The following is a 21,255-nucleotide window of genomic DNA, read 5'->3' on the forward strand; positions in this document are numbered from 1 at the left end:
CTCCCTTTCGTCTTATTATCGCTGACAGGCTGCCGGGCTATAGCTATACATAGCCGTAAATCCCCCGCACGGACACCTCCCCTGCGAACACGGCGGACACTTCCTTGTCCTCCCTCTCCACGAGAAGTTCTCCCTTTTCATTGATTCCTCTGGCAATTCCGTTATACTCATTGCCAGGCTCCAGCACCCGGACCTGGCGGTCCATATTTGCCAGCATGTCATTGTATTCATCCCGCAGCCCGGTCATATCCTCAGTCTCCAAGAACCTTTGGTAATACTGTTCAAAATGGTTCATACAGGAGCGGATCACCTCTGCCCGGTTCAGCTTTTGCCCCGCCTCTATGGACAAGGAGGTCGCTACCTCACTGATCTCCTGGGGAATTTCATCTATATTTACATTGATTCCGGCTCCGATCACCAGATAGTGGATTGCGTGCAGTTCAGCGCTCATCTCTGTCAGTATTCCACAGACCTTCCTGCCGCCCACCGTCACATCATTGGGCCACTTAATCTGCGCCCTGACTCCCGCCATCTCCTGACAGGCCGCTGTGACGGCCATCCCCATAACCAACGTCAGCATTGAGGCCTTCTCGGGGGGCATGGAAGGACGGATAATGAGGGTCATGGCCACAGCCTCACCGGATGCAGTGGTCCAGCCTCTGCCTCTTCTGCCCTTCCCCCCTGTCTGCTCCTCCGCAATCACCAGAGTGCCGTGGGAAGCGCCCTCCTCAGCCAGGCGTTTTGCAGCGTTGTTGGTAGAGTCCACAGTCCTGAAATACTTAACCGTGCGCCCTGCCCACTCCGTCTCCAGCAGACTCTCCACCTCCTCAGCGGAAACTACGTCCGGAAAAGCCGTGATCCGATATCCCTTGTTGGGTACTGCCTCAATCTCATAGCCCTCCTCCTTCAACTGGTTGATTGCCTTCCACACAGCCGTCCGGGAAACCCCGAATCTGAGACAGAGCTCCTGCCCGGAGACGTAATCCTTCTCGTTTCTCAAAATATGCAAAATTTCACTTTTCATCACAAAGCACCTTCAACTATCAAAATCTGCATCACAAACAGCACCAGGAGTGCTGCGGTCAGGATACCCAGCACAGCACCCAGGACATAGTTCTTTTTTCTCAGTCTCAGATACGTCAGGATACCATTAACCACAATCCCCATCCCGGTTACCAGAACAAAAAATCCCGGTGCACGCTCTAAATCCAGAAATGCCATCACAGCGCATACAATAAGAATCAACCCCGCCACACTGCCCAGAAATTCCACATCCAGGGTACTTCTGCCTTTATCCGTCTTCATTGTTCCTCTATTCCCCGAGTGTGGCCAGCATGACCGCCTTGATGGTATGCATTCTGTTTTCCGCTTCCTCAAATACCTTGGATTGCGGAGATTGGAATACTTCATCTGTCACCTCCATATCCGTAAGGCCGAAGCGCTCTCCCATCTCTTTTCCAATCTTGGTCTTTAAATCATGAAAAGCAGGAAGACAGTGCAGGAAAATTGCTTGATCCCCTGCATTTTTCATCACCTGGGCCGTCACTTTGTAGGGGGAAAGCTCACGGATACGCTCCTCCCACACCTCGTCCGGTTCTCCCATGGATACCCACACATCCGTGTAAATCACGTCCGCATTCCGGGTTCCCTCCTCCACATTCTCTGTTAAAGTGATACTGCCGCCGGATGCTTTTGCGTACTCCTGACAGGTCTTTACAAGATCACTCTCAGGAAAATATTTTTCTGGGGCGCACGCGGTAAAGTGCATCCCCATCTTGGTGCAGGCGATCATCAGGGAATTACCCATATTGTACCGGGCATCTCCCATGTACACCAATTTTCTGCCCTTCAGGTCTCCTAACTGCTCCCTTATGGTCAGCAGGTCAGCCAGCATCTGGGTTGGATGGTACTCATTCGTCAGGCCGTTCCACACAGGCACTCCCGCCTCGCGGGCCAGCTCCTCTACGATCTCCTGGCCAAACCCCCGGTACTCTATCCCCTCAAACATGCTCCCCAGCACATGGGCCGTGTCCGAGGTGCTCTCTTTCTTTCCGATCTGTGAGCCGCTGGGATCTAAATAGGTGGTTCCCATTCCCAGGTCATGGGCCGCCACCTCAAAAGCACATCTGGTCCTGGTACTGGTTTTCTCAAAAATCAAAGCCACATTTTTTCCTCTCAGGGAATCCACAGGAACTCCCCGCTTTTTCTTATCCTTCAGTTCTGCCGCCAGATCCAGCAGGTATGTAATCTCCTCGGGTGTAAAATCCTTCAGTGTCAAAAAATTGCGTCCTTTTAAATTCATTTTTATCTCTCCTTTTCCTGTAAGCTGCTTCTTTAACTGCATCTATCCGGACCGTTCTGCCCAATGGACAGAACTTCCGGATAGTCGGTAGTCTATTTGTAACTGTTGCATTTCTTACTAGTGATCTTCCCTAATCATCCTTCCCCACCTCAGTCAGAGATTTTACAAGTCCTGCCACATTTTGGATCTCGGATGGGATAATGATCTTCGTTGCTTTTCCATCTGCAACTTTGGTCAGAGCCTCAAAGCTCTTGAGTGCCAGGACTGCCTCGTCCGCACCGGCTTCTTTGAGGAAACGCAGGCCGTCCGCATTGGCTTTCTGCACTTTCAGGATCGCCTCAGACTGTCCCTCTGCCTCACGGATCATCTTCTCCTTCTGTGCTTCCGCATGCAGGATCGCCGCCTGTTTCTCAGCCTCAGCATCCAGGATTGCCGACTCCTTTTTACCTTCCGCTACCAGAACCGTGGACTTCTTCTCACCTTCTGCGCGCAGGATTGCTTCCCTTCGCTCACGCTCTGCCTTCATCTGTTTCTCCATGGCATCCTGGATCGCTGCCGGGGGAATGATGTTTTTAAGCTCCACCCTGTTAACCTTGATGCCCCATGGGTCTGTAGCGATATCCAGGGATGCACGCATCTTGGTGTTTATGGTCTCCCTGGAAGTCAGGGTCTCATCCAGCTCTAAGTCACCGATGATATTTCGCAGTGTCGTGGCCGTCAGATTTTCGATTGCCATGATCGGGTTTTCCACACCGTAGGCAAACAGCTTAGGGTCTGTGATCTGGTAGAAAACCACGGTGTCAATCCTCATGGTGACATTATCCTTTGTGATTACGGGTTGGGGTGCAAAGTCCACGACCTGCTCTTTTAAGATGACTCTCTTGGCCACACGGTCAATAAACGGCGCTTTCACATGAAGTCCCACTCCCCAGGTGGTCTTATACCCTCCAAGCCGCTCAATTACCATAGCGTAAGCCTGGGGTACAATCCTGATGCACGAAATCAGAATAAGCAATACAATAATAACCAATACTGCAATTAACAACGGTGCTAAAATACTTCCAAAGGTTGCATCCATCTCTCTTCCCTCCGTCTCTACTTCTGTAACAGTTCAGCCAAGCTGTCCTGTTACCTACTTCTGGCTGCTTTCATTAATAGGTTCCACGATCAGCTTGACACCGCTGATCCGCAGGACAGTGACTGTCGTCCCCTCGGGGATCTTTACATTGTCCTGCTCTGTTCTGGCCGTCCACTCTTTTCCTTCCAGACGCGCCTGCCCGGTGGCTGCCAGATTGTCAATCTGCTCAATGACCACCGCTTTCTTTCCGATCAGCTCATCAATGTTTGTTCTGACCTTGTTTTTATTAATATATTTTGCCGCAAAGGGTCTTGTAAAAATCAGTAAGATTATGGATATTGCCAGGAACAACACTACCTGAAGAATGATACTTCCGCCTAAAATGGAGGCGATAAATCCTGCAACCGAGCCTCCGGCAAACCAGATCGTAGTCAGCCCCATGGTGGCAATCTCAATGATTACAAACAGTACAAGCAACCCCAGCCAACAAATGGATTCCATTTCCATAGTAAGCCTCCTTTCCTGTTCTCTATAATATTACTATATTATCTTTCAAAATACAACTAAAACAAATTTCCATAGGTATGAAAAATAACTGCAAAAACCGCCGTGCCGAGGCTATTCCTCTGACACGGCGGCTGCCGGTTCATATCTTAATGCTTTTAATAAAACCAGTGATCTCCGATCTTAGTTCCCTTGCCCGCACTGTTGTTGAAATACAGTGCTCCCGGAACCGGATTTTCTCCGTTTAAGGCCGCCTGTGCCGCCTCGTAGCAGTCACTGGGGGCTCCACTTGCAAGCACCTGTCCAAGCCAGCCTGTGATAGCAGGGGCAAACTGTCCGCTCTGATAAATCACATCCGAAATGGTACTTGGATAAGAACTGCTGGCAATACGGTTCATAACAACTGCGCCTACTGCTACTTTTCCTTCTCTGCTCTGGTTACCTGCCTCACAGTATATGAGCGCTGCCAGCAATGAGAGGTCATCTGAGCTCGCTGCGGTAACTGTCTCCTCTGAGGGAGTGGTCTGGGCTGACCCGGCGCTGCCTGGATCTGACACGGAAGCATCCGTGCTGCTGTTATCCCCTCCGGATGCGGCGTCACTCGATCCGCTCTGGCCCGTATAGCTGTTGTCTGATGCGGAACTGTCTGTGTATCCGTTATCTGCTGTTCCCGGATCTGTATAGCTCTGGTCTGTGCTGCCCTGATCTGTATAATCCTGACTAGCGCTCTGGTCTCCGGATGCATCATAACCGGAACCGTCCTCTGCACCTGCAGAAGCGGTTGTATCCCCGGACGCATCCGTTTGGCTGTAAGCCTCCCCGCCGCCTGAAGCTGTCTGTGTATATCCGGATGTCTCAGGTGATGTAACCACAGGGATGGCTCTCTCCAGCATAGTGGTCTTTTGTACGTCCTCAGCGGGAACATATGCTACCGTGACATCGTCCATCTGTACCGCACACCAAAGCCCCTCCTCTGAGATCAGCTCATACTCACTTCCCCCATCCGCTTTATTCAGGATTGTGGAACTGGAGTTTGGGTTGGAAAATAGGATGACATCATCCCAGGAAACTTTCACTCCCTGTTTTCCGTATACGCCGGCCAGCGCTTTGGCTTCCTCTCCGTAAGCGAGATACTCATTCTTTATGTATCCCTCCACGCCACCGGAGATGATGTGTGACCATTCCTGGCCTTTTTCAATCACGTCCGCGGATGCTGCCTTGGGCAGATATCCCACGATCGCACTGTCCGTTGAGGCGTTTGCTCTGATGTTGACCTGTGTGGATACATTGGCCACCGCCCTGTAGGACCATACTGAATTCTCTATCTCTGCATCCGGTGATGCTGCCATAACTGCCATGGACGTAAACATGGAAACCGCAAGTGCAGATACGGTACAACCGAGTACAGGTTTTATTTTACCCTTCATTTTAACCTCCTGAACAATTGCTCCCCGAAATATTATTACATTCCGTTTTCAATTGTTACGAAATTATTAATTATTGTTACGGTTGTATTGTATACCAGTTACAGCTATTTGTCAAGTTTTTTTCAAAATGGAGATTATTGGGATCTCCTTCTCTGCCTAAAGGCCTCATAGACCAACAGGGAGGAGGCAACGGCGGCATTTAAGGACTCCACGCTTCCACACATGGGAATCCGGATATATTCCTGGGCCAGAGACGCCAGACTGTCTGAGAGACCATTTCCCTCGTTTCCGATCAAAAAGGCACATCCTTTGCAATAGTTGGGATCATCATAAGCCTGCTTTCCCATAAGGTGTGCGGCATAGGCAGTGATGCCCCTACGGTTCAGCTCGGGCATCACACTCACCAGATCCCCTGTTCGCAAAAAGGGCATGCGGTAAATGGAACCCATTGTAGACCGGATGGTTTTTGGATTATATATATCCACAGTGTCAGAGCTCATGATCACCCCAGTTACTCCAGCCCCCTCCCCTGTGCGCAGGATGGTCCCCAGGTTTCCCGGGTCCTGAAGATTTTCCAGCACAAGCACAAGGGGATGCTTGCCGGCCAGCACTTGTTCCAGTGTATAGTGCTGCTGCCGGATGACAGCCATGATTCCCTGGGGTGTCTTCGTGTCCGCTGCACTCAGAAACACCTGATCATCCAGGACTTCCACATTCCTCTGCCCCTCCAGCTCCCGCGCTTCCGGACGCATGGAAAAACTATGAGAAATATATACTCTCTCCACCAGCTCCCTGGGAGCCTCCTGAAACATCTTGATTCCCTCCGCCACAAAAACCCCTTGCTCTCTGCGGGCCTTCCCCTTTTTCTGCAGCTGTATCAGATTCTTAATCTGAGGATTCGATACGCTTGTTATCATGCATGCTTCTCCTTACTCTTCGCTATCTCCGGCTGATTCCCACCAAATATTCTGTTGTCAATATCCTGAATGGTAATGCTTCCTAGTATCTCCTTACACTGTCCGTTCATCTTATCATAGATTTCATCCATAATGCCAGCCATCCCCGATGCCACCAGGCACTTCATATCACTGCTTCCGGAATGCCAGGAGGAAGTGACCACCTCCGCCTCCAGCGCCTCGCAGATCTGCCTCAAACTGATATCCGCCGCACTTCGGATCATCATATACCCTCCATTGAGCCCCTCCTTTGTCCCAACTATTTTTTCCCTCTTAAGTTTCGCCATAACCTTGCGGATACGAGCCGGGTTAGTACACACATTTTCCGCAAGGGACTCGCTGGGCAGAGTCTCCCCCTTGTGATTCAGAAATACCAGGGCATGTACAGCTACTGCAAACTCACTTGTCATCTTCCCACTCTCCTCTTTTTTGCTCTCTGTTTATAGAACCAAATATTTTACTGTTATTATATTGGTTACATTTATACTGTAATTATATTTGTTACAGTATGGTTTGTCAAGTGTTTTCTGCCCGCGTAAATTCTGCATCCTTCCGTCATCCAACGGGTACCTATTATACTTGGCAAGGCACTCCCGGTTGGTATTCCCGCAGGATACACACCCCGGTATCGTACAGCCTGGACATGAGGGAGGCTGGGCTGTCGGCCAGCAGCATGGGCTCCCTGCCCTCCTCAATGATGGTGATCCCCTCCTGCAGCCTGTGTATCCTCATCCTTTGGGCATCCGCCTCCGATATCCCGCCTTCTGTACACATCTGCCTTAGCATACCTTCATACCTCTCAACGGGTATCTGATCCGTAAACTTTTCAATACATAAGATCGGAATATACGGCACTGAGGGGTCCATCAGGTTTTTATAGATGGCATGCTCACCCAAAAGCCTCAGAAGCTCCTCACTGGAAGAAAAGGTGATGCAAATCTCCCTGTTTTTTGTCAAATCCAGCTCCTGGTATCTGAGCAGCTTCTGACCGAGAAGATGCCCAGCGGGACACCCGCTTAAATCAGCATGATGGAGGCTGTCCCAAAATGCCCTGTCCGTAAAGTAGAGAAAATCCGTACCTGTATGATGCCCCTTTATCCATTCCAGAAGCCTTTCCCTGGATGGATATTCCCCCTGTTCCCTTTGAATAAACTGTTCTGACAAAAATCCTGCCATAAATTCCAGGATGGATACATGTCTGTTAAAAAACACCTGGGTAAATGAATAGTACCTGTTCATCAGAAATTGATCCGCTATGGAGATCCCCTTTGCGTGCACACCCACAATCTCCGCCCCCTTGTAGGAGGTTCTTGTCAAACTGCGCAGAAACAGTCCCAGCTCAAAACTACCATAGCTGGTTCCGGAAAAGGTGGCATCCCTCATGATATAGTCAATCCTGTCTGCGTCCAGCTCTGAGTGGACCAATTGAACCAGGCCGGAAATCTCAGGATTCCTCTGAGTGCTGCCCACAATAATGGAACAGATGTTATCTATATTAATCAGCCTGCTGCCTCCGCAATATTTTTCAATAATAGCGGGAATCTCCCGGTCACTGCGTATCACTGCCTCTGTGATCCGTTCATGGTGATAGGAATTGGAGGCCTCCTGCATGAAATCCATTTTCCGGTGACTCAGCGCCGCAAGCCTTGAAATCACCTTTCTCTTCTGATTCCCCAAAATATCCTCCGGTTTCTCAGACAACTGCATGTAAGCCCGCTCTCCCACATGAGAAAGGGGATAGTGGCCCAAATCGTGCAGCAGTCCCGCCAGGCGCACAAGCTGACGCTCCTCATCCGTATATCTCAACTGAATGGCCATCTGGTCCGCAATATGCATAACTCCCAGGGAGTGGATAAACCTGGTGTGCTCAGCCCCCGGAAAGATCCAGTTGGTCAGGCTCAGCTGCTTGATACTCTGAAGCCGCTTAAACACAGGCAGCTCAATGATCTCCCGCTCCACATCCGTGTATTCAATAAACCCATGTACATTGTCCAGTATCTTGTCCGTAAAGTTCAGCTTATATCCATCCATAAAATCCTCCTGTACAAGCGGTTCAGTCCGCTTCTGTTCCCTCCCGGAAAGTTTCCGGGCAAAAAAGAATCCCGCTCGCGGGATTCTCCGCCTGCGGAGCATTTTTTATTTCATAGGACGAACTTTCCTATGAAACAAAAAAGCAGCGCCAGTCCCCCCGGCGCCGCCTTACTCTACTGTATACGCTTTAAATCATCGTTGTTGCCCACAGTCAGGATAATCTGATGCTCCAGAAGGGGAATGTCGGGGTCGATATTCGCATTGATCTTTTCGCCATCCCTCACGGCAATCACATTCACTCCATACCGGCTGCGCACATCCAGCTCCCTCAAAGACTTCTTGGCCCAGGATTCCGGGACTTCCATCTCCACCATGCTATAGGTAGAGGAGAGTTCAAAAGTATCCATGAATTTACCAAAAACCATGTTCCTGGCCACGCGGGAACCCATCTCTTTTTCAGGCATTATGATCTGGTCCGCCCCCACTTTCTGAAGCACTGCTGCATGTGTGGCGGATGTGGCTTTTGCCAGCACATAGGGAATTCCTGCCTCCTTGGAAAAAATCGTAGCCAGTATGCTGGCCTCCATATTGTCCGCGATGGCCACCACAGCGCCGTCCATGTTCCCAATCCCCAGGCTCTTATATACATCCGGGTCCGTGACATTGGCCTTTACTGCAAAGGTCACATCGTTTGCTATATCCTCCACGATATCCCCGTCCAGATCCACAGCCAGCACCTCACAGCCATTGTTACACAGGGAAGTGGCTACGCTGTAGCCAAACTTTCCGAGTCCAAACACAACAAACGATTTTGCTGCCATACCTTTTCTCCTCACCATCAGACAGAGAGGGCCTTACTCACCTCAAACTGATATTCATTGATATTTTTCTGCATAGCCAGAGCTTCATCAATATCAAAGTCTGTGTACTCACCGTCTTTGTACCCCACCACGCGGTTGGTCTTCCCTTCCGCAAGAAGATCTACTGCATAGGCTCCCATCATGGAAGCATATACACGGTCTTTACATGTAGGGCTTCCGCCTCTCTGCATATGACCCAGGATCGTGGCCCTCGTCTCCACGCCGGTGGCCGCCTCGATTCGTCTGGCCATACTGGTTGAGTGGCCGATACCCTCAGCATTGATGATGATATGATGCTTCTTTCCCCGTTTTCTGTTGTTGATGATATTGTTGATCAGCTTCTGCTCATCATAGTCATACTTCTCAGGAAGCAGGATATCCTCCGCTCCGTTGGCGATTCCGCACCAGAGGGCAATGTAACCCGCATTCCGGCCCATCACCTCAATGATACTGCAGCGCTCATGGGAGGTGGAGGTGTCACGCACCTTGTCAATGGCCTCCATCGCTGTATTTACCGCTGTATCAAATCCAATGGTGTACTCTGTACATGCAATATCCAAATCTATTGTTCCCGGAACACCTACGGTATTGATACCCAAAGCCGCCAGCTTCTGGGCTCCGGCAAAAGAACCGTCACCGCCGATCACAACCAGACCGTCAATGCCGTGCTTTCTGCAGACTTCAGCGCCTTTTCTCTGCCCCTCTTCCGTGCGGAACTCCGCACAACGGGCTGTATAGAGGATCGTACCTCCCCTGGCTATGGTATCTGATACATTGCGGGCTGTCATGTCAATTATCTCCTCATTCAAAAGCCCGTTGTACCCTTTTAAGATGCCCTTTACCTTCAGTCCTCTGGAAATGGACTTGCGGACTACGGCCCGGATGGCCGCGTTCATACCGGGGGCGTCTCCGCCGCTGGTCAAAACTCCTATTGTCTTTACTTCTTTTGCCATATTTAATACCTCCGTGATCTACGAGTATTTTGTGTCTTTTGGTTCGTCATCCTACATCATTCTAATGCATTTTTCCAAGTTTTTCAATAGACTTTTCCACAACTTTTATGTTCTCCGGCCCAAAATATTCCGTCAACTTATGCAAAAGTTCCTGGTTTATCTGAATTCCCCAGTTCTCCGAGAGCCTTTTAATTGACTTGGGCGACTTTACATAGATCACCACCTGGTCCCTGCCCTCCTCCTCACGGATAAATCCAAAGAGCGCGTCCTCCTGGTTTTTGTAGTCCTCCATGCTGGGAAACTGTACCCACAGCTCCCTTGGTATATCCTCAAAGCTCCATATCTTTTCACAGATCATCTTGCTGTCCTTCTCATCTTCACCGGACACCCTGCCCCGGATAAAGACCTTACGGTCCTCCTCCAAAAGGCCCCTGAACTGTTCATAATCTCTGGGGAAAATCACAACCTCCACGGTCCCCACCAAGTCCTCCACAGTGATAAACGCCATGGTCTTATTGGTGCGTGTATATTTTACAGTCTTTGCGGTAATCATACCCCCTACCACAACTTTTCTGCCGTCCTCCATCTTGGCCTGTCCGCTCTCCTCATCCAGAAGAAAATCGGAGGTCACAGCTGATATATTTTTCTTCCACAGCTGTTCATAGTCTTCCAGAGGATGCCCGCTGATATACACGCCCAGGACCTCTTTTTCAAAAGCCAGCAATTGTTCCTTATCATACTCTCCCACATCTGGAAGCCGGATATCATAGGCCTGCTTTTCCTCCTCACCCACAAAGTCAAAGAGGGTGAGCTGGCCGGTCATGGCGTATTTCTTCTCCTGGTTCACGCTGTCCATGATTTGGACGTAGATCATCATGAGCTGTTTTCTGGTTCCCCCCAGGCTGTCCAAAGCCCCGGATTTGATGAAATTTTCAATGGTACGCTTATTCACTTCTTTTCCGGAAAGGCGTTCGATAAAGTCTCTCAGTGTTTTATACCGGCCTCTGGCCTCCCGTTCCTTCACAATGGCCTCAATCACAGGACGGCCGATACTCTTGATCGCGGAAAGCCCGTAGCGGATATTTTTCCCGTCAACGGAAAACGCTCCTTCCCCACAGTTGATGTCCGGCGGCAGGATGGCAATCCCCATCTGACGGCAGGTCAGAATGTACTCCGACACCTTTCTGGGATTGTCAATCACGCTGGTCATTAGAGCTGCCATGAACTCCACGGGATAGTAGTGTTTCAGATACGCAGTCTGGTAAGACACCACCGCATACGCCGCGGCATGTGATTTGTTAAAGGCATACTTGGCAAAATCGATCATGTCATCATAGATCTTATTTGCCACCTTCTCAGGGATGCCGTTTTTGATGCACCCCGGAACTCCCTCCTCCTCATTTCCGTACACAAAGTTCTGCCGCTCCTTCTCCATCACCGCAGCCTTTTTCTTGGACATGGCCCGGCGCAGGAGATCGCTTCGTCCCAGGGTGTAGCCTGCCAGCGCCCGCACAATCTGCATAACCTGCTCCTGGTATACGATACACCCGTACGTGGGCTCCAGAATGGGCATCAGCTCCGGACAGTCGTAGGTGATGGTATCCGGGTTGTTCTTTCCCCTGATATATTGGGGAATAAAGTCCATGGGGCCCGGACGGTACAAGGAGATACCTGCAATGATATCCTCCAGGCTCTGTGGCTTCAGCTCCTTCATAAACCCTTTCATACCACCGCTCTCCAGCTGGAATACTCCCTCCGTCTTTCCCGTTCCGATGGAGTCCAGCACCGCCCTGTCATTGTAATCAATCCTGTCCATATCAAGGGCTCTGCCTGTACTTTTCTCCACCAGTTTCTGTGCGTTCTGGATCACGGTAAGGGTGCGCAGTCCCAAAAAGTCCATCTTCAAAAGCCCCAGTTCCTCCAGCGTGGTCATGGTAAACTGGGTGGTGATAGAACCATCGCTGGCCCTTGACAAAGGCACATACTCATCTACGGACTTCTGACTGATCACCACACCCGCCGCGTGCATGGAAGTGTGCCTGGGTAGTCCCTCCAGCCTTCTGGACATGTCAATCAGATTTTTGACCTGCTCATCGTCGTGATAGAGCTGCCTTAGCTCCCCATTCTGATTCAGCGCTTTGTCAATGGTGATATTCAGCTCCGTGGGAATCATCTTTGCAATGGAATCCACCATGGCATAGGGCAGATCCATGACCCTGCCCACATCCCGGATTACACCCCGAGCCGCCAGGGTACCGAAGGTTACGATCTGAACCACCCGGTCCTTTCCGTATTTCTCCACCACATAGTCTATGACTTCCTGTCTTCTCTCGAAGCAGAAGTCGATATCAATATCCGGCATGGATACGCGCTCAGGGTTTAAGAAACGCTCAAACAGCAGATTATACCTGATGGGGTCAAGCTTGGTGATACCCAGGGTGTACGCCACCAGACTTCCAGCCGCGGACCCCCTTCCCGGGCCCACAATGATATCATGGTCCCTGGCAAACTTGATAAAGTCCCATACAATCAGAAAGTAATCCACATACCCCATGGTCCGTATTGTGTTCAGCTCATAGTTCAGCCTCTCCTCAAGCTCCCCGTTCTGGATCTCATACCGCTCCTTAAGCCCTTCAAAGCAGAGCTTGTTCAGATATTCCCACGAACTGTATCCCTCCGGCACATCGTACTTGGGCAGTTTGGTAACGCCGAACTCAATATCCACATGGCAGCGCATGGCAATCCTGTGAGTGTTCTCCAGTGCCTCCTTTGCGTAGGGGAACAGCGCCTCCATCTCCTCAGGGGATTTCACAAAATACTGGCCTCCCTCATAGCGCATGCGGTCCTCATCCGCAAGTTTCTTTCCGGTCTGGATGCAGAGCAGAATATCGTGGGGAGCCACGTCCTCCTCGTAAGTGTAGTGCACGTCATTTGTGGCCACCAGCTCAATGCCCGTCTCCTGACTCATGCGCAGAAGCTGCTGATTCACCAGCTTCTGTTCCGGTATTCCGTGATCCTGCAGCTCCAGGAAAAAGTTTCCCTTACCAAACACCTCCTGGTACCGGAAAGCTGATTTCACTGCATCCTCGTAGAGCCCCCGCACCAGATATCTTTGTACCTCCCCGGCCAGGCAGGCGCTGAGGGCTATGATCCCCTCATGATACTGCTCAAGCACCTCCATATCCACTCTGGGCTTATAGTAAAATCCCTCCACAAACCCCTTGGACACGATTTTCATCAGGTTGCCGTAGCCCTGGTTGTTTTCCGCAAGCAATACCAGATGGTGATAACGGTCCTCCCCGCCGGTTGTCTCTTTGTCAAAACGAGAATTTGGCGCCACGTAGACTTCACATCCAAGAATTGGATTGATCCCGGCGGCTTTTGCCTCCCGGTAGAAATCAATGACGCCAAACATGACCCCGTGGTCCGTGATCGCAGCGCTGTCCATTCCCAGTTCCTTGACCCTGGCCACGTACTCTTTTATCTTATTAGATCCGTCCAACAGGCTGTACTCCGTATGGACGTGCAAATGTGTAAAATTCAAAGCTTACCTCTCTCTCATATCCTTATCTCAAATCAATATCTCCTGAAGAATCATGATAATCAGGGCAACCGCTGCCGCAATGATAAAGCAGGGGGTTACAAAGCTTTTCTTATGCCCCTCAGGCAAGGGATGCCTGGAAAAGCACCAACGCATATGCGCCTCTCTCTTACAGTGCTTTGTCATCCAGATGAGCACGCCTATGGCCAGCGCAGTGGCAATCACTGCCATAATACCATAGTACAGAACTGCATCCACCATCTCATTTTGTGTGAGAGCCGTATTGGTCTCCTGTCCCATACTGCTCACAAATTCTTGCAGGGGCTGCTGCACTGCCAGCAACAGTACATTCCACCCATTGATTACAAAGTGGGCTGTTATGGAAGAAAAGATGCTTCCTGTGATTTCCACAAAAATACAGAAAATTATACCCAGAACCGCAGCATAGCAGAACTGATTCAGATTCAGATGCATGATTCCAAATGCCAGCCCGCAGGCTACTGCGCCCAATATGACTCCCTTTTCCCGGTAGGCGTGGTACAAGACACCGCGGAAAATCAGTTCCTCCACCACTGCCGGAACCACTGCCATGACAAAAAGATTGACCAAAAACGGGTTTTCCATCAGCTGCTGCCCCGTTCCATTCACAAAGTTGGTGGCAAACATCATAGACAACAGATTGATAAAGGTCACTAAAGGCAGCAGCAAAAAGGCTGCCAGCGCTGACATCAATATGGTTGAGATGGGAAGCAGCTTAAAGGGAATCCACTGGCTGGGACGAATCCTCTTAATCAGCAAATATCCCACCACCGGCAGAAAATAGACCAACTCTGAAACCACCAGAAGCTGGGCTGCGCTCAACCCCCGGAAAAGCCATCCCAGCCCAAAGCTGGAGGCCAGTGCCCAGATCACCATAAATAATAACAGCCTGTTTATACTCTTTGTTTTATTCATATTCTTTTTCCAATACTCCGCTTGTCTTTTTAGCCAACACGTTCAGCCACTTTCTGCTCTTTCCAGCAGCATCCGGTGTTGTCCAGATATCCAGAACCTTCACACCCGGCTGCCGTTTCAGCATGGCGTAAGCACCCTCCTCCGTATAGTCGTGAAAAAAACGGTTCCCGCGAATTTCCTGTGCCGTACCGTACTGGAACGACATGTAGAGAATCCCCCGGGGCTTCAGCGCTGCAATAACTTTTCCCATGATGCGGTCCATATCTCTCTCCTCCACATGCAGGAGGGAAGCACATGCCCAGATGCCGTCAAATACCTCGTCAAAATCCATCTCCTCAAAGGTCATATTCAGCACCTCTTTGTCCGTGTGGATCTCAGCCAGCTTGCACATCTCCTTGGAGCCGTCCAGCAGGGTTGTATAGCAGCCCCTGTCCTCCAGATAAAGGCTGTCCCTTCCGGAACCGCAGCCTAAATCCAGCACCTCCGCATTTTCAGGGAGCAGATCCAAAAAACGGTCCAGAACCTCCCCCAGATCCAGGTCCGCCGTATTTTCATAGTATACGCCTGCATACCGTTCATAATAGTCTATCGAGTCCAATTTACCTCTCCTTCTAACTTTCTCTCGTAAAAATCTTTTGCTGCGTTCTGCTTGATACCGGTTGCCTTTACAATGGTAAAAAAGCTGCCAGGAAACAACGCCTCCGGGCAGCTAACTTGCCGATCACTTCTTAGTTATTTACCATAAAAGAAATCAATTTATCAATATCTTCTTTTTCATACGCGATGATCTCCAGCTCAGGGATCTCCCCGTTAGAGAAGATATTTGCCATGGAAACGTACTGGGAAAGTTTGGATTTCAGGTTCAGTCTGTCACCCTCCCCTGTAACCAGCTCTACCTTTCCCTCGCAGCTGTCGATCACTTTGAAAAACTTTTCAATATCTGTAATATTTTGCACTTTCATTGCTAAAACCCCTTTCTATAGAAATTCTGATGTTTTTATGTTTATTACCTATAATATAAACTATATACCATTATAAATCAAATATTTTTTCTGTTTTACTTCACTTTTTTTATGCGGTTCTCCAGAAGCTCGATTTTTCCCTGGCTGTACAGGCGGCCTACACCTCTCTTAAAAGCCGCTTTACTCATGCCGAACTCCCGCTTGATGATCTCCGGGGAGACCCGGTCTCCAAAGGGCAGGACGCCCTCATACTCCTCAATCACTTTCATGATCGCCTCTGCATCCCGGTCAATCTGCACCTCCACCTTCTCTCTGGCGCTCAGATCCAGCTTTCCATCCTGCTTCACTTCCGTGACACGCAGGGAAATGCTGTCCCCAATCCGGTACTGACCTGCAGCCTCTCTCTGAGGTATCAGACCGGAGTACCTGTTGTCCACTGCCACAAACACTCCGAATTCACTGCTGGTCTGGTAGATGGTTCCCTGCACCCGGTCATCCTTGCGGTATGGGGAATCCGTGCTCAGGTACTCATATACATTCATGGTGGCACACAGCCTCCCACTCTTATCCTGGTAAAGCGCCACCAGGCAGCTCTCCCCAGGGCGCACTTTCCTGGTCTGCTGTTTAAACGGCAGCAGCAGGTCTTTTTCCAGGCCCCAGTCCAAAAATGCTCCGATCCGGCCCACATCCGCCACCTTCAGCACAGCCAGGCCGCCCAGCTCCAGCACAGGCTCCCGCAGTGTGGCGATCATACGGTCTTGGGAGTCCATGTACAAAAACGCGCACAGCTTGGTTCCTGTATTGGCATCCTCAGGTACCTCTTTCTTTGGAAGAAGCACCTTGTCTGAGGCATCCATTGCCTCCGCAAGATAGACGCCGAAATTTACTTTTTTTACAATCACTAGATCCTGCTTTTTCCCAACCTGTAACATATTCCTCTCCTGTTATTCCTCAAATGAGACCACCGCGTATGGGGTCCTGTCCTCACCGCAGAGCACCACGGTACAGCTTTTTTCCTCTAGTTTCACCCATGGTACCAGATGATCGTGCAGTTTTGCCTGCTTCTTATACTCCGCACGCATCTGGCGCAGCACAAACTGCTCCGGAAGGAACTCGTAGGCCATCTGCACATACTGACCGTTGTTCACATGGTTGTTGGTGTCCAGATGATGATTCTGGACCGTAATCTGCCCCATCTCTTCCATCTGCTTTGGAAGAGCAATTTTCCTGGGCGCATATTTCATGGGAAGCTTCTCCTCCAGCACATATCCCCGAATCTGTTCCGGAGCAACCTTTACCGGCCTGCCTGTCCCTGCATCTAAAAAAGACCAAAGAGAATTGGCGCTGACCACACGCTTCCCCTCCTCATCCAGGAGGGCAAAGTTTCTGCTCCCCATAAACCCTTTAAAGTCATAGGGCCAAGTCTGCACAGTGATAGGTTCCCCGAACTTTAGGTTCCTGTGAATCACAATCTGCCAGGAGGATAGCACCCATGCTTTCTGATGTTCCTCCATATAAGAGAGTCCCAGGCCAATATGCTCTGAGTGGAAGGTGCTGCAGTCCTGAAAATAATTTATAATTGCATTTAGAGTCAGATTCTGGTGCCTGTCCACTTCACTGTAGCGCACACGGCTCTCAAACTGGTAAATCATTCTACGCTTCCTTTCTTCTAGGTAAAAATGAATCCCGCCCGGAGGGCTTTTTATATCATAGGGAATTCCGAAGGACTTTCCTATGATATAAACAAAAGGCTGCTTTTTTCAAAGCAGCCTTAGCAGCTGGGCTACAAGGATTCGAACCTTGAAATGACGGAGTCAGAGTCCGTTGCCTTACCATTTGGCGATAGCCCATCGTTCACAACAAAACGTATTATAAAGGATTCTTTTTAAAAATGCAAGTCCTTTTTTCAAATTTTTTCAATTTTTTCAAAAATTGTTTTTCATACCCGTCCTCTGTAAATCCGTCAGCCTTCTCAAAATCGCAGAGACAGGTTTATAGAGAACCAAAGTAACCCCCACATTTCCCACACAGTGCAGAATGTCGAATGGTATTCCGGTAACCCAGTAAGAAAATCCGGCCCCGGCCCCTCCGGTTATATAGTAGGGAATTGCACACAAAAACCCATAGGAGAGACCATAGATACCTGAAATGACAGCCCACACAGGAACAGGCTGTTTCTTTGGAACTAAAAGTACCACAACCGCCAATATACTCCATATATAGAGGTAATTGATCCACCATATTCCAAATCCGTATATTACACCCTCCAAAAACGCAAAGAGGTAAATGATCAAAAACACTTTTTTTCGATATAACTGTGTGTAGAGGATAACGAGCAGAGATACGATCTCAATATTGGGAAGAAAGGCCATCCCCACCTGTCCCACAAACATGATGGCAGTGAGGAAAGCCATAGTCACAAGCTCCCTGGTTTTCATGGCAGCACCTTAATATCCTTCTGTAAGCGTCAGTTCATAGGTATCTCCATCGCTGATGGGAGTCTGGTCCGCAGAAGTGTTGACCTGTTCCCCCTTTTTGGTGAGACACCACCACTGCTGCTTTGTGTCATCCGCCTTTTCACCGTCTACAGAGGTGATGAACATACCAAACTGCCCCTCATCCCCTTCCGCCAGCTTGTCCGCCTTCAGCACCGCACCCAGGTACTCCTCATCCGTCTGGTAAACAAAGGTCCTTTCTGTCTGATCCCCGTGTATTACCTTAACCGTAATCTTCTTGTCACCGCTCTGTCCCCCGGGCATAAAGGTCCGGTAAACCCAATAGAGCACAAGGATCGCCAGGACCAGGAATATCAGCCCCACCAGAATCTTTTTAAAGTTTTTCTGTTCCTTCGTCTGTTCCATCTTTTGCAGTCCCCTTCTTATATAATCCGCTGTCTACTATGCTACCATTGATTTTCTTCCCTGTCAATTTACAATAGAAAAGGAAAATTTTTATCCCATCCTGGCAGAATATGGAGTATAATCACATTGATATTATAAGTAGAACAGGAGCATAACCATGACGGATCTGTTAGTTAAACTTTTTGTAAAGGACTGGAAGGAAACCAACCGTATCTCCGTGCGCACAGCCTACGGTATACTGTCCAGCATTGTGGGTATTTTATGTAATGTACTGTTGTTTGTGGTCAAGTTCATCATCGGAATGGTATTGAACAGCATCTCTGTCACAGCGGATGCCTTCAACAATCTCTCGGATGCCGGTTCCTCCATTATCAGCTTCATCGGGGTAAGGATGGCCGGCAAGCCTGCAGATGAGGATCATCCCTTTGGGCATGGGCGTATTGAATATATCTGCGCTCTGGTTGTAGCCTTTTTGGTAATCCAGGTGGGCTTTTCCTTTTTCACGGATTCCATAAAAAAAATCATGAATCCGGAGGAACTCAACTTCAAGCTTGTGTCCATAGCCATTCTCGGTCTCTCCATCTGCGTCAAGCTCTGGCTGGGTGCCTTCAACCGCAGACTTGGAAAGCGCATCAACTCCCAGGTAATGCTGGCCACAGCGGCGGACGCTCTGGGGGATGTGTTTACCACAACCGCCACGATTGTATCCCTCCTGGTCTTCCACTTTCTGGGAATCAATGTGGATGGCATTGTGGGAGTGGTGGTGGCCGCTGTGGTGCTCTGGGCAGGTATCGGCATCGCCAAAGACACCCTTGCCCCGCTGATCGGCTCCCCGGCAGACCCGGGGCTTGCCAAAAAAATTTCTGTCCTCGTGGAGAGCTATCCGGGTATTATGGGCAGCCATGACCTGATCATACATAACTATGGTCCGGGCCGCAGCATGGCCTCCATACACGCTGAGGTTCCAAAGGATGCGGATATTCAGGAGATCCATGAGACCATTGACAGGATAGAGCGGGAGGTAGGACATGAACTGGGGCTTTTACTGGTCATCCATATGGACCCCATAGAGACCAGGGACGAGCATATCCTGGCTGTGCGCTCCCAACTGGATTCCGTTTTAAGGGAGGTAAACCCTGAACTTTCCATGCACGATTTCCGAATGGTGGACGGCAGGCAGCAGATCAACCTGATCTTTGATCTGGTTGTGCCCTACCAGTGCAGTCAAAGCGAGCAGGAGGAGCTTAGGCAGAAAATTACTGATAAAATATCAGTCTTGGATAAAAGGTACCAATGTGTTATAACTATAGAAAAGAGTTTTGTTGCCACAAAATAGAGAAACGGGGAAAATACTATGAGTACTATGAATTTGACGCTGTTAACAGATCTGTATGAACTGACGATGATGCAGGGCTATTTCAAAAGTCAGGCTCGTGAGACCGTAATCTTTGACGCTTTTTACCGGACCAATCCCTCCGGGGGCGGTTACGCCATTGCAGCAGGTCTGGATCAGGTGATTGACTATATTAAAAACCTGCATTTTTCCGGTGAGGATATCAGTTATCTGCGGGGACTGGGCATTTTTGAGGAGGATTTTCTGGAGTACCTCTCAAGCTTTCGCTTCTCAGGAAATATCTATGCCATTCCTGAGGGAACAGTGGTCTTCCCCAGGGAACCACTGATCAAGGTGGTTGCCCCCATCATGGAGGCACAGCTGGTGGAAACTGCCATACTGACCATCATAAACCACCAGAGCTTGATCGCCACCAAGGCTTCCCGTGTGGTTTACGCAGCTAAGGGAGACGGTATCATGGAGTTCGGGCTGCGCCGGGCCCAGGGTCCGGACGCCGGGGTGTACGGAGCCAGAGCCGCCATGATAGGAGGCTGTATCGGTACTTCCAATGTATTGGCCGGACAGCTCTTTGATGTCCCTGTAAAGGGAACCCACGCCCATAGCTGGATCATGAGTTTCCCAGACGAGTACACCGCTTTCAAAGCCTATGCATCCCTCTATCCGGATGCTTGCTGCCTCCTGGTAGACACCTATGACACCTTAAAGTCCGGTGTTCCAAACGCCATCCGGGTATTCCAGGAGATGAGAGACGCCGGCATTTCCCTGAAGAACTATGGAATCCGCCTGGACAGCGGAGATCTGGCCTACATGTCTAAGAAAGCCCGCGTTCTGCTGGATGAGGCTGGCTTTGAGGATGCCTACATCTCTGCCTCCAGCGACTTGGATGAGTACCTGATCGAGAGCCTGAAGCTCCAGGGCTGCAGGATTTCCTCCTGGGGTGTGGGGACCAATCTGATCACCTCCAGAGACTGCCCCGCATTCGGAGGTGTTTACAAGCTGGCAGCGATCAAAGACGAGAAGACACAGACCTTTATCCCCAAAATTAAGCTTTCCGAAAACACAGAGAAAATCACAAACCCCGGTGACAAAACCATTTTCCGCATTTACGACAAGACACACCGCAAGATTAAGGCGGACTTGATCGCACTCACAGACGAACAATTCGACACTGACAAAGACATGATTATCTTCGATCCCCTTGCCACATGGAAGAAGACCAAGATCCGGGGCGGCAGCTATACCCTGCGTAAACTGCTGGTTCCTGTCTTTCAAAATGGGGAGTGTGTCTACACTTCCCCCAGCGTGATGGATATCCGCAGTTACTGTCAGAAAGAGTTGGACACCCTCTGGGATGAAACCAGACGTTTCGTAAATCCCCAGGAGGTCTATGTGGATCTCTCTGATAAGCTCTACCGTCTCAAAACGAACCTGCTGGAGGAGATGAGTACGGAAGCGCTCAACAAAAACTAAGG

General features: G+C 49.9%; 21 protein-coding genes and 1 tRNA gene. 2 read left to right on the forward strand and 20 right to left on the reverse strand.

Features of this window, described 5'->3' with window-relative positions; genetic code table 11:
* Positions 1 to 43: 43 nt before the first annotated feature.
* The 20 genes from AC0THY_RS00805 to AC0THY_RS00900 all read right to left on the reverse strand — a co-directional run bounded on the left by AC0THY_RS00805 (position 44) and on the right by AC0THY_RS00900 (position 18,429).
* Positions 44 to 1,024 carry a biotin--[acetyl-CoA-carboxylase] ligase gene (locus AC0THY_RS00805; RefSeq protein WP_489992580.1) on the reverse strand — a complete coding sequence of 327 codons (981 nt, stop codon included), beginning with the start codon at positions 1,022 to 1,024 and terminating at the stop codon, positions 44 to 46.
* Positions 1,024 to 1,305, reverse strand: a complete 282-nt coding sequence (locus tag AC0THY_RS00810; protein ID WP_489992581.1) for a DUF6637 family protein — start codon at positions 1,303 to 1,305, stop codon at positions 1,024 to 1,026. Before AC0THY_RS00810 ends, AC0THY_RS00805 begins: the two co-directional genes overlap by 1 nt.
* 7 nt (positions 1,306 to 1,312) lie before the next feature.
* On the reverse strand, positions 1,313 to 2,302 hold the full coding sequence (gene argF, locus AC0THY_RS00815) for an ornithine carbamoyltransferase (protein ID WP_489992582.1): 990 nt from the start codon (positions 2,300 to 2,302) through the stop codon (positions 1,313 to 1,315).
* 130 nt (positions 2,303 to 2,432) lie between these two features.
* Positions 2,433 to 3,380 carry an SPFH domain-containing protein gene (locus AC0THY_RS00820; protein ID WP_489992583.1) on the reverse strand — a complete coding sequence of 316 codons (948 nt, stop codon included), beginning with the start codon at positions 3,378 to 3,380 and terminating at the stop codon, positions 2,433 to 2,435.
* A gap of 54 nt (positions 3,381 to 3,434) precedes the next feature.
* On the reverse strand, positions 3,435 to 3,887 hold the full coding sequence (locus tag AC0THY_RS00825) for an NfeD family protein (protein ID WP_489992584.1): 453 nt from the start codon (positions 3,885 to 3,887) through the stop codon (positions 3,435 to 3,437).
* A gap of 155 nt (positions 3,888 to 4,042) precedes the next feature.
* Positions 4,043 to 5,311 carry a cell wall hydrolase gene (locus AC0THY_RS00830; RefSeq protein WP_489992585.1) on the reverse strand — a complete coding sequence of 423 codons (1,269 nt, stop codon included), beginning with the start codon at positions 5,309 to 5,311 and terminating at the stop codon, positions 4,043 to 4,045.
* 134 nt (positions 5,312 to 5,445) lie between these two features.
* Positions 5,446 to 6,228 (reverse strand): TrmH family RNA methyltransferase, encoded by a 783-nt coding sequence (locus tag AC0THY_RS00835; protein WP_489992586.1) that lies wholly within the window; start codon positions 6,226 to 6,228, stop codon positions 5,446 to 5,448.
* Positions 6,225 to 6,677, reverse strand: coding sequence for an RrF2 family transcriptional regulator (locus tag AC0THY_RS00840; protein WP_489992587.1), 453 nt, complete (start codon positions 6,675 to 6,677; stop codon positions 6,225 to 6,227). Before AC0THY_RS00840 ends, AC0THY_RS00835 begins: the two co-directional genes overlap by 4 nt.
* 163 nt (positions 6,678 to 6,840) lie before the next feature.
* Entirely contained in the window at positions 6,841 to 8,298 is a 1,458-nt protein-coding gene (locus AC0THY_RS00845) for an HD domain-containing protein (protein ID WP_489992588.1), read from the reverse strand.
* 173 nt (positions 8,299 to 8,471) lie between these two features.
* Complete coding sequence (locus tag AC0THY_RS00850; protein WP_489992589.1) at positions 8,472 to 9,119, reverse strand: potassium channel family protein; 648 nt, start codon at positions 9,117 to 9,119, stop codon at positions 8,472 to 8,474.
* Between the two features lie 17 nt (positions 9,120 to 9,136).
* Complete coding sequence (gene pfkA, locus AC0THY_RS00855; protein ID WP_489992590.1) at positions 9,137 to 10,111, reverse strand: 6-phosphofructokinase; 975 nt, start codon at positions 10,109 to 10,111, stop codon at positions 9,137 to 9,139.
* 61 nt (positions 10,112 to 10,172) lie between these two features.
* A complete protein-coding gene (locus AC0THY_RS00860) occupies positions 10,173 to 13,655 on the reverse strand; it encodes a DNA polymerase III subunit alpha (RefSeq protein ID WP_489992591.1) in 3,483 nt (1,160 codons plus the stop codon).
* A gap of 27 nt (positions 13,656 to 13,682) precedes the next feature.
* Positions 13,683 to 14,606, reverse strand: a complete 924-nt coding sequence (locus AC0THY_RS00865; protein WP_489992592.1) for a CPBP family intramembrane glutamic endopeptidase — start codon at positions 14,604 to 14,606, stop codon at positions 13,683 to 13,685.
* The gene (locus tag AC0THY_RS00870; protein WP_489992593.1) at positions 14,599 to 15,204 is read right to left on the reverse strand and encodes a class I SAM-dependent methyltransferase; all 606 of its coding nucleotides are present in this window, start codon (positions 15,202 to 15,204) and stop codon (positions 14,599 to 14,601) included. Before AC0THY_RS00870 ends, AC0THY_RS00865 begins: the two co-directional genes overlap by 8 nt.
* A 130-nt stretch (positions 15,205 to 15,334) precedes the next feature.
* On the reverse strand, positions 15,335 to 15,568 hold the full coding sequence (locus AC0THY_RS00875) for a polya polymerase (protein ID WP_489992594.1): 234 nt from the start codon (positions 15,566 to 15,568) through the stop codon (positions 15,335 to 15,337).
* Between the two features lie 95 nt (positions 15,569 to 15,663).
* Positions 15,664 to 16,500 (reverse strand): CvfB family protein, encoded by an 837-nt coding sequence (locus tag AC0THY_RS00880; protein ID WP_489992595.1) that lies wholly within the window; start codon positions 16,498 to 16,500, stop codon positions 15,664 to 15,666.
* Positions 16,501 to 16,512: 12 nt separating this feature from the next.
* The gene (locus tag AC0THY_RS00885) at positions 16,513 to 17,220 is read right to left on the reverse strand and encodes an acyl-[acyl-carrier-protein] thioesterase (protein WP_489992596.1); all 708 of its coding nucleotides are present in this window, start codon (positions 17,218 to 17,220) and stop codon (positions 16,513 to 16,515) included.
* Between the two features lie 126 nt (positions 17,221 to 17,346).
* Positions 17,347 to 17,418: transfer RNA gene (locus AC0THY_RS00890), tRNA-Gln, on the reverse strand.
* Positions 17,419 to 17,493: 75 nt separating this feature from the next.
* A complete protein-coding gene (locus AC0THY_RS00895) occupies positions 17,494 to 18,006 on the reverse strand; it encodes a hypothetical protein (protein WP_489992597.1) in 513 nt (170 codons plus the stop codon).
* Between the two features lie 9 nt (positions 18,007 to 18,015).
* Positions 18,016 to 18,429 (reverse strand): DUF4430 domain-containing protein, encoded by a 414-nt coding sequence (locus AC0THY_RS00900; protein ID WP_489992598.1) that lies wholly within the window; start codon positions 18,427 to 18,429, stop codon positions 18,016 to 18,018.
* A gap of 157 nt (positions 18,430 to 18,586) precedes the next feature.
* Between AC0THY_RS00900 and AC0THY_RS00905 the strand changes: the two genes are divergently transcribed.
* Positions 18,587 to 19,765: a cation diffusion facilitator family transporter gene (locus AC0THY_RS00905; protein WP_489992599.1), complete on the forward strand. Its 1,179-nt coding sequence runs from the start codon at positions 18,587 to 18,589 to the stop codon at positions 19,763 to 19,765.
* An 18-nt stretch (positions 19,766 to 19,783) separates the two neighbouring features.
* On the forward strand, positions 19,784 to 21,253 hold the full coding sequence (locus tag AC0THY_RS00910; RefSeq protein ID WP_489992600.1) for a nicotinate phosphoribosyltransferase: 1,470 nt from the start codon (positions 19,784 to 19,786) through the stop codon (positions 21,251 to 21,253).
* Positions 21,254 to 21,255: the final 2 nt, after the last annotated feature.

This window comes from Ruminococcus sp. 8Y-12, assembly GCF_058119865.1.